This window comes from Mycobacterium sp. SA01, assembly GCF_041287105.1.
GTDB lineage: Bacteria > Actinomycetota > Actinomycetes > Mycobacteriales > Mycobacteriaceae > Mycobacterium.
In genome coordinates this window covers 204,350-218,493 of sequence record NZ_JBGGNO010000016.1, presented here as the reverse complement: position 1 = coordinate 218,493, position 14,144 = coordinate 204,350, and the positions used below count along the sequence as shown (strand labels likewise).

General features: G+C 65.7%; 8 protein-coding genes, 1 pseudogene and 1 riboswitch. Of the genes and pseudogenes, 1 reads left to right on the top strand and 8 read right to left on the bottom strand.

From position 1 onward, the window contains the following. Positions 1-88: 88 nt before the first annotated feature. From AB4879_RS08800 to AB4879_RS08790, 3 genes are read right to left on the bottom strand one after another with little or no spacing between them, the layout of a single operon-like run. On the bottom strand, positions 89-1,027 hold the full coding sequence (locus AB4879_RS08800) for a lysophospholipid acyltransferase family protein (protein WP_102805906.1): 939 nt from the start codon (positions 1,025-1,027) through the stop codon (positions 89-91). Further along, positions 1,014-1,406: a multidrug efflux SMR transporter gene (locus AB4879_RS08795; RefSeq protein WP_370507283.1), complete on the bottom strand. Its 393-nt coding sequence runs from the start codon at positions 1,404-1,406 to the stop codon at positions 1,014-1,016. Before AB4879_RS08795 ends, AB4879_RS08800 begins: the two co-directional genes overlap by 14 nt. Positions 1,407-1,408: 2 nt before the next feature. Continuing rightward, positions 1,409-1,723, bottom strand: a complete 315-nt coding sequence (locus AB4879_RS08790) for a multidrug efflux SMR transporter (RefSeq protein WP_370507282.1) — start codon at positions 1,721-1,723, stop codon at positions 1,409-1,411. A gap of 14 nt (positions 1,724-1,737) precedes the next feature. Beyond that, positions 1,738-1,803: riboswitch (guanidine-III (ykkC-III) riboswitch) on the bottom strand. A gap of 238 nt (positions 1,804-2,041) precedes the next feature. Here AB4879_RS08790 and AB4879_RS08785 point away from each other — a divergent pair. Beyond that, positions 2,042-3,571 carry a phospholipase D-like domain-containing protein gene (locus AB4879_RS08785; RefSeq protein WP_370507281.1) on the top strand — a complete coding sequence of 510 codons (1,530 nt, stop codon included), beginning with the start codon at positions 2,042-2,044 and terminating at the stop codon, positions 3,569-3,571. Between the two features lie 99 nt (positions 3,572-3,670). Here the strand turns inward: AB4879_RS08785 and AB4879_RS08780 are convergent. The 5 genes and pseudogenes from AB4879_RS08780 to AB4879_RS08760 form a co-directional block, all read right to left on the bottom strand. Continuing rightward, positions 3,671-5,016, bottom strand: a pseudogene (locus tag AB4879_RS08780) (cation:proton antiporter). A gap of 5 nt (positions 5,017-5,021) precedes the next feature. Next, positions 5,022-5,882: an ABC transporter permease gene (locus AB4879_RS08775; protein WP_102805901.1), complete on the bottom strand. Its 861-nt coding sequence runs from the start codon at positions 5,880-5,882 to the stop codon at positions 5,022-5,024. Continuing rightward, positions 5,882-6,730 carry an ABC transporter ATP-binding protein gene (locus AB4879_RS08770; protein WP_370507280.1) on the bottom strand — a complete coding sequence of 283 codons (849 nt, stop codon included), beginning with the start codon at positions 6,728-6,730 and terminating at the stop codon, positions 5,882-5,884. Before AB4879_RS08770 ends, AB4879_RS08775 begins: the two co-directional genes overlap by 1 nt. Further along, on the bottom strand, positions 6,727-12,219 hold the full coding sequence (locus AB4879_RS08765) for a type I polyketide synthase (protein ID WP_370507472.1): 5,493 nt from the start codon (positions 12,217-12,219) through the stop codon (positions 6,727-6,729). The genes AB4879_RS08770 and AB4879_RS08765 overlap by 4 nt, the downstream gene beginning before the upstream one ends. Before the next feature lie 9 nt (positions 12,220-12,228). Further along, positions 12,229-13,998, bottom strand: a complete 1,770-nt coding sequence (locus AB4879_RS08760) for an NAD(P)/FAD-dependent oxidoreductase (protein WP_370507279.1) — start codon at positions 13,996-13,998, stop codon at positions 12,229-12,231. Between the last annotated feature and the right edge of the window lie 146 nt (positions 13,999-14,144).

The window sequence follows — 14,144 nt, the reverse complement described above, 5'->3', positions numbered from 1 at the left end:
CGCGACGAGGTGGCCGATGATCCGGCGGCGCAGGCAGTTGTCGACACGGCCGCTCACCGCATCGCGGCCATCGCGTTCGGTTGAGCCGTCAGCCGAACAGCGGCAGGGCCCGTTTGCGGGCCAGCGCGTCCATGCCGCTCTGAATGCTGTCCTGCACCTCGCGGTACTTCTGCTCGACGTAATCGTCATCCTCGGCGCGGGACGGATCGTTGTCGACCTCCACTGCGGGCATCAGCCGGGTGCGAATCTTCGCGGGCAGCGGCAGCTGCGGCAAAGCCGCTGGCGCGATACCCCACGGAAGCGACACAGCGAGCGGAAAAACCTTGAGCCGCAGCATCTTGTCCAGTCGCAGTGCTCGTGAGAGCCCATCGCCGCGGATGAGCACCGGCATCGCATCCGCTCCCCCGACGGTCGCGATCGGCACGATCGGCACTCCCGCCTTGATCGCCATGCGCACGAAACCGGTGCGGCCGGCCAGGTTCGCAACGTCACGCTCGCTCCACGGTCGCAGCGAGTCCACCTCACCGCCCGGCCAGACCGCCACATCGTGCCCCTCGGCCAGCGCCGTGGCCATCGAATCGGGCGCGGCGGGCAGCACCCCCATCGCCCGGAAGTACCTGCCGATCACGGGCATCGCCATCAGCGCATCGTGGGCCGTGCCATGCAGGGTGCGCTCCTGACCGAACCGGCGCCACCACTGCACGCCGACCGTCCACGCATCCCAGACGAACGGGGCGCCGGAGTGGATTCCGACCAGCAGCACCGGCGGGTCGGGCAGGTTGTCCCAGCCGTCGAACTCCATCCGGAACCAGTGATCCACCAGGAAGTTCCACAGATACTTCTGGCGCTGCATCGTCGTTTCGTCCTGCCCTGCCAGATCCCACTGGCCGGTGCGCTGGTTGAGCCAACCGCTGACGCCGTCGTCCGGACCCTCCGCACGCCGCTGCGCCATCTTGCGTCGGGCCTGGTCTGCGTGTCGCTGTGCTTGCTGACGGACGGCGGCAGGGCGCGAATCAGTGTTGGTCATGTCGCCGGTGTACCCCGGCTGTGGGAAGCGTCACACCTACCAACCCGCGGCCGACACCAGAACGGCCGGGCAGCATCTTGAGCCCGACCACCGCCACGATGATGCCCGCAAGACACACCACCTTCGCGACGCTCACCGACTCGTCGCCGGTCACGGTCCCGAAGCCGACCGTCAGCGCGGCTCCCAGGCCGGTCCAGACCGCATAGGCGGTGCCGATCGCGATGCTCTTCGTCGCCCACGCCAGGCCGACCATGCTGAGCAGGAGCGTCACCACGAATAGCGCGGCGGCCTTCGCATTGGTGAAATTGTCGCTCTCGCCGAGCGCGGTGGCCCAGACCGCTTCGAGTACGGCGCTGACAAGCAGAACCGGCCACGCCATGGTTAGCTCACCACCTTGAGTCCGACAACCGAACCGACGAGCAGCGCGAGCAGCACCAGACGGCCCATGGTCGCAGCCTCTTGGCGTCGAATCATCGCCCAGAGCACCGTCAGGGACGCACCGATACCAACCCAGACCGCATAGGCGGTGCCGGTCGCCACCGTGCCCATCGCGAGTGCGAGGCCGATCATGCTGCCGATGAGCGCCAGGACGAACACCACCGTCGGCACCCGGCGGCGCAGACCGTCCGACTCCCCCAGCGCCACCGCCCAGACGGCTTCGAGAATTCCGGAGAGCACCAGAATGACCCATGCCATGACGAGACTCCTCCTGCGAGTCAGTCTTGTCCTGGGCGGGTACTGCTCCCTCGTCCGCCAACCCCGAAATCAGGGTCGCGACAGCCAGTTTAGCCGATCGGCTTCCGCTGGCCACTCAGGCGTGTGCCCCAAACCGGTTGCGCCGTGGCCGGATTCGCCGTGACGAGCGGTGACACGAGGCTGGGAGATGTTCGTCACCATCGACGATCGCCACCGTGACAAGTTTCTTACGGGCCGTCCCCATGCAGTGGGTATGAGGGAAGATTGCACAAGATGTGCGCTGGATAATGCCGCCCATCCCGGAACAGGAGGAAGTCCGTGGGCACCGACGAATCGGCTGGTGAGAAGTCGCTTCTGGTGCCCGGCGACACGTGTTGGCGGGCGGCGGAAGCCGATCGTTTTGCCGCCATCATCGATGGCGCGGATTACCTGCGGCATCTGAAGGCCGCGATGTTGCGTGCCCAACACCGGATCGTCATCGTCGGCTGGGACCTCGACTACCGAACCGCCTTCGAACGCGGCGAGAAGATTCTGGACGGGCCTAACCACCTCGGCCCATTCCTGCATTGGCTGCTCGAGCGGCGGCGGGGACTCAACGTGTACCTGCTCAAGTCCAACCTTCGTCTCCTGCCCGCGTTCGACGGGTTCTGGTTCGGCGTCACCCCGGTCAGTGTGCTCAACCAATTCACCTCGGCGCGTTTGCGTTTCGCCGTCGATGGCGCGCATCCCACCGGCGCGGTGCACCATCAGAAGATCGTGGTCATCGACGATGCCGTGGCATTCTGCGGCGGCCTGGATCTGACGCTCGGGCGGTGGGATACCTCCGAGCACCTCCCTGCCGACCGCCGCCGGACCGGCCTCGGCGGCGCCTACGGCCCCCGCCACGAGGTGATGGCCGCGGTGGACGGCGCTGCTGCGGGTGTACTTGCCGAACAGGCCCGGGACCGCTGGGAGGCAGCGACCGGGCAGGCATTGCCGCCGGTGACGTCATCGCCGCCGGCCTGGCCCGATGGGCTGATCCCCGGGCTGCGCAGAGTCGACGTCGGGGTGGCACGCACGCTTCCCAGGCTGCCGGGCCGCAGCGAAGTCCGGGAAGTCGAGGCGCTGGATCTCGCGGCCATCGCCGCCGCACGCGATGTCATCTACCTGGAGAACCAGTACTTCGCGTCGCGCAGTATCGCCGGCGCGATCGCTGCCCGACTGCGTGAGACCGACGGCCCCGAAGTCGTGATGATTCTCCCGCGCAGCTCAGAAAGCCGGCTGGAACAAGAATCAATGGACAGTGCCCGTGAACGACTCTTCCGCATGCTCAAAAACGCGGACGAGCACGGACGGCTAGGTGTGTACTGGCCGGTGGCAGGTCGGGGGGTGTCGGTCTACGTGCACTCCAAGGTCCTTGTGATCGATGGTCGGTTGCTTCGTATCGGCTCGTCGAACTTCAACAACAGATCCTTGGGGTTCGACAGCGAATGCGATGTCGCTATCGAATCGCTGCCCACGCGTGGGGACTCCGGGCCGGTAGAGGAAGAGATCCTCCGCGTCCGAAACACGCTCATAGCCGAGCACCTCGGTGTGTCGGTCGATACTTTCCGCGACGAGATATCCCGCCGCGGTTCCTTTTTGGCATCGGTCGAGGCGTTGCGAGGCACCGGGCGATCGCTTCGGGCGCTCACCGACACGATGGTGGCCGCAGACGCGAGTCCCTTTGCGGAGAACGACCTCATGGATCCCGTCACAGTGCCGCAGTCCCTTCCGGAGAGTGCCCTGAGACTCATCGAGTCGGTCGTGACGTGGCCGCTACGGCACTCGCTTCTGGGTACTTGGCTGCGGAAGCTTCGCGGCTTTTGATTCGGGTCAACACGAAATCGACCTCATGGTCGTCAACCGGGGGGCGTCGCGACCCTCAGGTCGATCTCTCGACCGGGAAGGCGCTCAGACCGGTCTCGGTCACGCGGCGGCCGGCTCCTTGCCGTAGGGTTCCTCCCCCTCCGGGCCGAATTTCCCGCCAGACCTGGCCAGGCGGCGTTCGAACAGCCGCTGCAACGGTGTGGCGACGAACGTGGTGATGATCGTCATGACCGCCAGAATCGTGTAGAGCTTGCCGGAGATCAGTTCCGCTTCCAGACCGATGTTCAGCAGGATCAGCTCCATCAGACCGCGGGCGTTTGCCAGTGCTCCCATCGAGCCCGCCTCGTACCAGCTCATGCCCTGCCAGCGTGCGGCCAAACCGACGGCCCCGAACTTCGCGGCGAAGGACACGACCAGGACGATGCCCGCCATGAGCAGAGTCGACGAGTCGAAGATCAACGTCAGTTGAGTGTTGAGCCCCGAATAGATGAAGAACGCCGGGAGCAGCAGATAGGCCACCAGTGGCTCGAACCGCTCACGGATCGCATCCAGGAATGCGCCGCGGGGCATCACCACACCCGCCACGAAAGCGCCGAATACGGAATAGATCCCGACCAGATCGGTGAACCAGCTCGCGGTGAGTACGACCAGAAGCACGATGCTCGTATGCGCGATCGGTAACCCGCCAGTGCGCTCGACGTCAGCGCGTGCAGGTGTCCAGCTCTCCAGCCGGCGCAGCAGTGGCCGGCCCACGTAGATCATCAGCAGCAGGTAGGCGATTCCACCCCCGATGGCCAGAATCGCGCCTGTCACATGACCTTTCGCGGTCGCGACAACCGTTGCCAGCAGGATCCAGGAGAGGCGTCGTCGATTGCGGCGCAGGACAACGCCATCGTTCCGAGCCGGGTGTTGAGGAGTCCGGAGTCGTAGACGATCCACGCCAGCATCGGGAAGGCGGTGATCGCCACCGCGGCCGCCACGAAGAGGCCGCCCTGCCAGTGCGCCACCTTGTCGGTGAAGTAGCCGCCGAGGCTCACCATCACCCAGCCCAGGACGCCACCGAGGATCAGTGGTACTCCGATTCCGGTGGCGGCGGTGGCACCCGCCTGTCGGGAGTGTGCTCCCAGGATGCTCAGCTGGAACGAGGAGCCCACGAGGAACATGTACAGGACGAGGCCGAGCTGGCCGACGACATAGATGACCGTGAGGTTCGGGTGCACGATCGTTTCGGCGCCGATCGTCAGCTTGGCTGGAAACAGCCACTGTTGTGCGGCAGGCCAGATCCACCCCAAAACCGAAGGCCCGAGCAGGAAGCCGGCAACCATGATCGCGACGACCTGCACCTGGGCCAGCCTGCGGAACAGCGGCCACAGCAGCCGGTAGGTCAGGAGGATGACCGCGATCTGCAGGAAAAAATGGTAGGCGATGTTCAGCAGTGGCGGCATGGGCGTCAGCCCTTGTCCGACCATCGGAAGATGTAGAGGCAGGCCATCAGACCGCCGATGCTCCACGCGGCCAGCACCAGGAAGATACGCCCGTGCTCCCAGCTGCCTGCCGGCTCGAAGGCAACCATCTGCGCGGGCAGCAGCACCGAGCGGAAACCCTGCGCCATCCACTTGACCGGGAAGATGGACCCGACGATCAACATCCAGGTCGGCAAGGCCATCAGCGGCACATAGGTGCCCGACACGAACTGCAGACCGACGGCAGGCCCATTCGTCATCACCGCCGCGGAGACGGCGTTGCCGGCGAAGTTGCTCACCAGAATGCCCAGCAACGAACAGCTGATGATGCCCAGGACGAACACCCAGGCCAGCGTGAACCACGCGTATACGTCGCTGGGCAGTTGAAGCTGAAAAGCCGCCACCCCCAACGCCAGGAGCACGACCGCCTCGGCGAGGCTGGCGATGGCAACCAAGATGATCTTGCCGATGAAATACGACGATGCGGTCGCCGGCGTCCCGCGCAGGCGGCGAAGAGCGCCGGTTTCACGGTCGGCAGCGATACCGATGCCGAGGTTGATGAACGACGTGGAGAGGATTCCGTAGGCCAGCATGCTGGCGGCTATCACGGCGCCGGTACTGGTCTGCGTGCCGGGGATCTTCGCGGAGAAGATCGACCCCAGAAGAATGCAGATGATCGCCGGCATCGAAAACGTCAGCACCACTTGCTCGGGACGCCGGTAGAACATCTTCAGCTCGGGGATGACTCGCGACAACCCGATCCGTACGGCCGAGGGCAGGGCTGTTGCCGCTGCGGCGCCGCGATGCTGCGGCTGGGCCCCGTTACGCGGGGTTGAGTCGACCGACATCACGCCATCCCGATCAGTTGCAGGTAGGCATCCTCGAGGGTGGGCCGGGTGACGGTGAGCTGGGCCAGTTCGGTGCCGTCGGCAGACTGTTGCCTGATGAACTCGGTCGGATGGTCGGTGTGCTCCACGCGCAGCTGGTCGCCGTCCATCCACTGCACCGTGGCCGCGCTGTTGACGTGCGCGGTCAGACGTGCGGGAGAATCGACGGCCGCCACTCGGCCACCGGCCACCACGGCGACCCGATCCGCCAGTGCGGCTGCCTCTTCCAGATAGTGCGTCGTCAGGAGGATGGTGGTGCCATCGCTGGCCAGGAGCCTGATGAGGTCCCAGAACTGGCGCCGTGCCTCCGGATCGAATCCGGTGGTCGGCTCGTCGAGAAAGAGCAGCTCCGGTTGGGCGATGATGCCCAGCGCGACGTCGAGGCGGCGACGCTGCCCTCCCGACAGTGTCCGGACCCGCGAGCCGGCGCTGGACGTCAAGCCGACAAGCTCCAGCAGTTCCTCGGGGACCCGGGCCCGCGCCTCGCCGTAGCACTTCGCAAACATCCGCACGGTTTCCAGCACCGTCAGAACGCCGAAGTCGCTGGTCTCCTGCAAGACGATACCGATCCTGGCGCGCCAACTGCGCCCTGCATCTGCAGGATCTTCGCCGAGCACCTGAACCCGCCCCGAGTCGCGTTTGCGGTGCCCTTCCAGAATCTCGATGGTCGTGGACTTGCCCGCCCCGTTGGGCCCGAGGATCGCGAAGATCTCACCGTAGCCGACCTCGAGATCGAGATCGCGAACGGCCTGCAGCCGGCCGTAGGACTTGGACAGTCCCTCGACCTGAACCGCCGATGCCGCAATCATGAGAATGCCTCGCCGGCATCCGATTCGGGCTCGTTCTCCAGCTGCGTGAGCAGTTCCTGCAGTTCGGCATCGGACAGTTCGGCCATCAACTGGTCCAGCTCGTCGTCGAGGTCCGGCTCCTCGGTTGGCCCTTCCGATTCGGTAGTTGCCGTGGCGACGTCACCATGGATGAAGTGCAACTCGGCGAGTACCCGGTCGGCCAGCGAGTTCACGCTCACGCCACGAAGGATCTCGAGTACCGGCAGGTCGATCGAGAAGGTCATGTTGATCCGCACTCGGAAGTCCATGGCCATCATCGAATCCAGGCCGATATCGTCGAGCATGTCGTCCGGCTCGAAATCTTCTACGGCGCAGTCGAAGACAGCTGCCACGATCTGCCGGAGCTGATCAGCGATGACCGCAGGCCGGTCGGCTTCGGGAGTCGTCGCGAGCATCATGAGTATCGAACCGTCGGATTCGCCTGCGCCGGGTAGGGTCTCGGAGGTTCCGAGTTCGGCGAACATCATCGGCAGACGGCTGCCGAGCCCGGCTTGGCGGGCCCGGCCCCAGTCGGCGCTGATGGCGACGACATCGGCCGGTTGTTGGTTGATGAGCCGATCGAGGATCAGAGCACCCACCGCGGGGGTGATGAGTTCGATACCTCGTGCAGCGTAAAGCTTTTCGAGGTTGAGCTCTTCGACCATCCCCACCGACCAGGGACCCCAACCGATCGTGAGTGCCGGCAAACCCTGTTCCCGGCGATAGTGCGCGAATGCGTCGAGGAAGGCGTTGGCCGCTGCATAGTTGCCCTGCCCCGGCGAGGCGATCGTCGACCCGGCGGAGCCGAACATCACGAAGAAGTCGAGCTCGTGGTCTTTCAAGGCGTCGTGCAGCACGCGCGCGCCGGTCACCTTGGGCGCCATCACCGCGGTGAAGTCGTCTTCGCTGATGTTCACCAGCAGTTGGTCGTTGACCGATCCGGCGGCGTGGATGATTCCGCGCACCGGTCGTCCGCCGCCGCCGGCGTGGTCGCGCAACCATGTCGAAACCTGCTCACGGTCGGCGACGTCGATGCTCGCCGTGGTGACGTGCACGCCGAGACGTTCGATGTCGACAATCGTCTTGACGGTCTCGAAATGGCGATGCTCCGCGGTGAGGCCGGGCCAGCTGTCTCTCGGGGGGACCGTACTGCGACCCCACAAGGCGATATGCCGCGCGCCCCGCTCCGCGAGATACGTGGCGACCACCCGACCGAGTGCGCCTGCCCCGCCGGTGACGACGTAGGTGGCGTCCGGGCTGAGTTTGGTGGGAAAGGGCCGCCTCAGCTGATCGCACGGCCGCAGACGCGGCACGTAGGTCACCTCGCCGCGGATGGCGATCTGATCTTCGGGCTCCCCGCTGAGGAGGTGTTCGCAGATGCGGGCCGCCGTCTGGGCGTGGTCGTCGGCGGCATCGATGTCGATGAGTCCGCCCCAGTGCTCCGGTAGCTCCTGGTGGCCGATGACGCGACCGAGACCCCACACCGCGGCCTGGTCGACACCGCGCAGTTCGGTGTCCGGTGCAGGTTGGGCGTTCGCGGTGACCAGATGCAGGCGAACCTGGTCGGGGGTGTCGTGTTGGGCAAGGGCTTTCGCGAGCCGCAACACGGTGAGTACGCCGAGCTGGTGTTGGTCCTCGACGGAACGCGATTCCGTGATGTCCAGCGGCCAGCAGTCGATGATCCCGTGGAGATCGTCGGCGAACAGCGCGCCGAAATCTATCGCAGCGAGTTCATCTCCGCCGTCGTGGCCGACTACGCGGACGCGGTGGCCTCGGCGACGCATCTCCTCGGCAATGGCCGCTCCCACACCCGTGTCGTCGCCGAGGAGCAGCCACGACGTCGGGCCGGCGGCACCGATCTCCTCGCCGGGTGGCTGGTCCGCCATGCGCTGCCACTGAATCTGTAGGACTCCCTTGTCGATACGGTCGGGCGACATGCGCGACGACTCGCTCAACGACTGCACGGCGAACCCGGTGATGACCGCGAGCGGCGTACCGTCCGGCTCGGTGATCGTGATGTCGCTTTCGACGTGCGCCTTGCTCACCGACACCACGCGGACGTGAACCGACATCTCCGGCGCGGGTGCGCCGTAGACGGCGCACTGCCGGATCCGAACCGGCAGGAACGGATCCTCGTTCTCTTCCTGACCGAGGAACGGTGCGCCGAACAACGCCTGGAACGCCCCGTCGATGAGAGCCGGGTGGAACCGGAATCGCGCCACCTCATCGACGATTGATTCGGGCACCGCGATGTCGGCAACGGCCCAGTCCTCGCCCGCGGTGACCTTACGGACGGTCCGGAAGGCGTCGCCGTAGTCGAAGCCGATGGACTCGGTGCGACGGTAGAAGTCGGCGCCGCTGATCGAGACGACCGACTCGGCGCAGTCTGCCGAGGCCATCGTCTTGGGCGCTGGTGGCCGGACGTTGAGTTCGGCGGTGGCGGTGATGGCCCACTTGGGTTCACCGTCCGCTGTCGCGGTGAACGACGCGAATTCCAGTGTGCCGTCCTGCTCGTTGAGGGTGGTCCGCAGGATCGGATCGCAGGTGTCGTCGAGGATCACCGCACGATGCAGCACCACATTGTCGACGCTGAAGTCCGAGCCGTAGACGGCGTTCGCCACCGCCATACCCATCTCGATGTAGACCGCCCCCGGCAGGACCACACTTCCCTGCACCCGATGGTCGGCGAGGAACGGATTGAACACGGTGCTCAGTTCCGCTTCCCAGGTGGGGTGCAGCGCACTGATCCGCTGTCCGAGAAGGGGATGCACCGGCTTGTAGAACAGAGCTTCGGTGGATTCCCGGGTTTCATTCCAGAAGCGTTTGGTCTGCCACGGGTAGCTCGGCAGCTTCGCCAGGCGAGCGCCAGCACGGTGCTGGAGTGCGTCCCATGCGATGTCGTGGCCATTGCAGTGCAGCGTGCCAACACAATTGAGAAGCGTGCGGACGTCGTCCTGGTCGCGTCGCTGGACGGCCGTCACAGAGATTTTCTGCTGGCCCGCGGTTTCCACGATCGACGCCGCCAGCGCGGGATGCGGGCCGAGCTCGACGAAGTGGGTGTAGCCGTCTTCCACCATTCGCCGGATCGCGGGCTCGAAGAGCACCGTCGCCCGCGTGTTCTGCCACCAGTACGCGGCGCCGGCCTGATACCGGTCCAGCCGCTCGCCGGTGACTGTCGAATACAGCGGCATGGTGGCATCCTTCGACGACATCCCGTCGAGCGCACCGAGCAGATCGTCTTTGATCGCATCCATGAAATGCGTGTGGTACGGCACCTTCCCGGTGAGATAGCGATTGAAGATCCCCAGCTCATCCAGGTGCGGAGCCAACACGGCGAGGACGTCCCCGTCCCCGGCAACGGTGACCGCGGACGGGCTGTTGATCGCCGCTATCGATAACCGCCTGCCGAATTCGGCCTGCATCTGCGGGTCCATCGCTCGCATCAGCGAATCGGCGTCGGTGCCGACGGCGAGCATCCGGCCTTGCCCACTGGTGCGCTGCTGAAGGCGGCTCCGGTGGTAGACGACCTCGACAGCTTGCTCGAAGGTCAGCAGGCCGGCGATATGGTGGGCGGCGACTTCGCCTGCACTGTGCCCGATTACCGCATCCGGGCGGATCCCGTACTGCGACAGCTGTTCGGCCAGAGCGATCTGGACGGCGAAGTTGGCCGGCTGCGCCACCTCGGTCTCGGTCATCCGCGAGGTGGCCTCGTCACGTCGCAGTTCGTCGACGAGAGACCACCCGGTGTACTGCGCAAGCTCGCGATCGCAGCGCAGGATGCTGTCGGTGAAGGCCGGAAGGACGTCGAGTAGCCCTCGGCACATCCGCCACCACTGTGGGCCCATCCCCGTGCAGACGAAGGCGAGCTTGGGCGCGGCACCCGCAGTGCGTCCCGAGATCGGCCCACCGTCGGCGAGAAGTTGAAGTTGTTGCCGTACATCATCTTTGCTGTCGGCGATGATGACGTGCCGGTAGTTCAGATGTGAGCGCCGCAATCCCAGCGTGTACTGCAGATCGGACAGCGTGAGGTCCGGGTCCGCGTCGAGATGACCGGCGAGCCGGCCGGCTGCCGCAACCAGGGCCTCCTCGCTGCGCGCCGAGATGGGAAGTACCGCAGGTAGTTGCGGCTCGAGCGGCTCGGGGCTGGGGCCCGCCGCGGCGGGTGGCCCCGCGAGAACCACGTGGGCATTGGTACCGCCGAAGCCGAACGAGTTGACGCCGACGAGCCGGCGCTTGTCGGCGGGGAACGGCCGGCCGGTGGCGGGTACGTCGATCTTGAGTTCCGTCAGGGAGACGTGCCGGGTGGGCTCGTCGAGATGTAGGTTGGCCGGAATGTAGCCGTGCTTGGCCACCAACGCGGCTTTGATCAGCCCGGCAACACCGGCCCCCGCTTCGAGGTGACCGATGTTGGTCTTGATCGACCCGATCAGAAGCGGATCGGCCGGTGATCGGTCGGCTGTCAGCGCGCCCGCCAGCGCGCGCATCTCGATCGGATCTCCGACGGGCGTTCCGGTGCCATGGGCTTCGACATATCCGATGTCGTTGGGCGCGACGCCTGCTCGCGCCAGCGCCGTCCTGATGGCGGCTTCCTGTGCCTCCTGACGCGGAACGGTGATGCCGTCGGTATGACCGTCCTGCGACACGGCGGTGCCGAGGATCTGCGCATAGATGTCGTCGCCGTCGTCGAGCGCTTGGCGCAGGGGTTTGATGATGACGACGGCGCCGCCTTCGCCGCGGGCGTAGCCGTCGGCCGAGTCACTGAACGCTTTGGAACGTCCTTCGGGACTGAGGAATCCGCTCTTGGACTCCGCGATCGCGGTGTTGGGCCCGCCCATGATGTTGACGCCGCCGGCCAACGCCACGGTGCACTCGCCGTTCCAGATGCTCTGTGCGGCAAGGTGTACGGCGACGAGCGAACCCGAGCAGGCCGTGTCGACCGTCACGCTGGGCCCGCGGAAGTCGAATGCGTGCGAGAGCCGGTTGGCCAGCATCGTCATCATCATCCCGGTGGCCGAATGCGCCTTGAACCGGTAGCGACTGGTACGGCCCAGGTTCTGTAGCAGTTGATAGTCGAGGGTGAAGCCGCCGATGAACACCCCGACATCGCTGCCGGCCAGGCTGTCGGCGGGAAGTCCGCCGTCCTCCAGCGCTTCCCACGCGGCGTGCAGCAGGAGGCGCTGCTGGGGGTCGAGAGAATGCGCCTCGCGCGGCGAGATTCCGAAGAATTGAGGATCGAATTGGTCTATCTCGCTGAGGAATCCGCCGCGGCGGGTCACGATCTTGCCGACTTTGGCCGGGTTGGGGTCGTGATAGCGGTCGGCGTTCCAGCGCGATTCGGGCACGACACAGGTCGCGTCGGTCTCGCTACAGAGCAGACCCCACAGACGGTCCGCCGAATCGGCCCCGCCGGGCAAGCGGCATCCGATACCGACGATGGCCAGCGGCTCGCGGCCGCTGTGATCGCTGAGCATGGTCACCGGTCAGCTCGTCTGAAGGGCGGGCGAGGTGCTGACAATCCAGTCGCTGCTGAGGGGATCGTTGTCCTGCCGGTGGCGGTAGACGGACCGCAACTCGTGCAGCAGGGGGTCCCGCTGCCACTCCTGCACCTGGCGCATGACGTCGTCGTCGCCGAACATCGCCGACTTCTCGGCGAGGACTGTCTCGACCAGCTGTCCGGCCAGTCGGCGCAGCATGTCGGCGTTGATGTCGAACTGCTCGTCGAAGTTCTCACTCGGGCCCATCATCGCTTTGTGCAGAGTCACCATGAAGTTCAACGGTGCGTACAGGTCGACGAAGGACACCGTGGGAGTTCCGGTTTCGACTGCGGCCCACTCGCGGAAGAACTTCTGCACGCGGTTGCTCAGAGCGATGAGACCGTCGAGGTGCGGTACGAAGCCGGGATCGTCGGCGAGGTTCACATACCGGCCGTTGACGTACAACAGACCGATGAATCCCCAGTAGAAGGCGACGTCCCAGATGATCTTCGCCGACATCACGCTCGGCACGCCCATCAGTGAGTACTGGTCCTGGTACACCGCAAGCCACATCTCGGTCAGCGAGCGAAAGAGTGTGTCGCTGATCTGCGCGCGCGCGACGACATCATCACCGTCGAGTTCACGGGTGATCATGTCGGTGATCAGTCCGTTACCGATCGCGACGAGATCGAGCCCCGACGAGTAGAGCGGGTCGAGGAAGATGCCCGCGTCGCCGGTCAGGCACCAGCGGGCGGTGCCGTCGTAAACCTGTGCCGCGCCGTGGCTGTACTTCTTCATGACGCGGAAATCTTTGATGTCATGCGCGTGCTCGTCCACCACGGCCGCGCACTGGGGCTCGTGGTCGCGCAGCCACGCGGTGGCCTTCTCGAGGGTGTTGAACGTGTCGAACGGATGGTAGGCCGGGTCGGCGACGATGCCGACGCTGGTGGCACCGGACGCGAGGCGGATCAACCAGACCCAGTAGCCCTCGCCCATCAGGTGATTGGTGGACAGTGCGCGGTCGCCTTCGACCAGGCGGCTCTGCCAGTCCGGGTCGTCGCTCCACCGGCCGACGTCGATTTCCGTTGCGACGCGGAACCATACGGCGTTGCAGTCGTGTGCGTTGGCCTGCCGGATATTCAAGTGACGGGGCAGGAATCGGTTACGCCCGGACGCGTCCACCACCCACCGTGCCGTGGTCCGGGTGATGGACTCACCGTCCTGGACCGAAATGGTGTGGGGCCCCTGCCCTTCGCTCAGTTCCACCGCACTGACCCGGCCGTGCGTGATCTCCACACCCTCCGCCAGGCAGCGTCTGCTGAGCTCGTTCTCCAATCGCCCGCGGTCGATCTGATAGGTCACCTGCGGTACGAACGACGAACTGCCCAGCTCCATCCGTTGCGCGATGTCGGTGTTGCGATCGACGGAAAAGAACATCCGCAACCCCATCTTGCGGATCTGAGAAGTGCTCAAGTGATCGCCGAGGCCGAGACGGTCACGCAGGTAGTGAGCCGACACCTCGACGGTCGACTCCCCCACCGTGTGGGTCATCTCCGGGACCGGGTGGACGTGGGGTTCGATCACCTGGACTCGCGTGCTCGGCCGCGCCCGGCGAATTTCCAGAGCCAGGGTGAGAGCCGCGGCGCCACCACCCACGACACTCACGTCGTGATCGGCGGGCGGCCCGCCGGCTTCGGACATCCGAGACCGGATACGCCTGGCAAGGGCCTCACGGCGTTCGCGACTCAGCTGCGAGACCTGCGCTTGGGCATCCACCCCGTGACCTCCCTCGAGTCGTGGCCGATGGGTACCCCGCACATTTCACGGGTACGCATGGCGGCGCTCTTGCGATAGGCAACGTCTCGGCACCGGATCGCTCATTGCATCGCGACGCCAGACCTTGACGAAGCGCTGCGTCGAGC

What these genes read in the sequence shown, in the direction of transcription:
- AB4879_RS08800 (WP_102805906.1), bottom strand. Translation starts at nt 1,027, where the DNA reads ATGACCAACACTGATTCGCGCCCTGCCGCCGTCCGTCAGCAAGCACAG.
- AB4879_RS08795 (WP_370507283.1), bottom strand. Translation starts at nt 1,406, where the DNA reads ATGGCGTGGCCGGTTCTGCTTGTCAGCGCCGTACTCGAAGCGGTCTGG.
- AB4879_RS08790 (WP_370507282.1), bottom strand. Translation starts at nt 1,723, where the DNA reads ATGGCATGGGTCATTCTGGTGCTCTCCGGAATTCTCGAAGCCGTCTGG.
- AB4879_RS08775 (WP_102805901.1), bottom strand. Translation starts at nt 5,882, where the DNA reads ATGTCGGTCGACTCAACCCCGCGTAACGGGGCCCAGCCGCAGCATCGC.
- AB4879_RS08770 (WP_370507280.1), bottom strand. Translation starts at nt 6,730, where the DNA reads ATGATTGCGGCATCGGCGGTTCAGGTCGAGGGACTGTCCAAGTCCTAC.
- AB4879_RS08765 (WP_370507472.1), bottom strand. Translation starts at nt 12,219, where the DNA reads ATGCTCAGCGATCACAGCGGCCGCGAGCCGCTGGCCATCGTCGGTATC.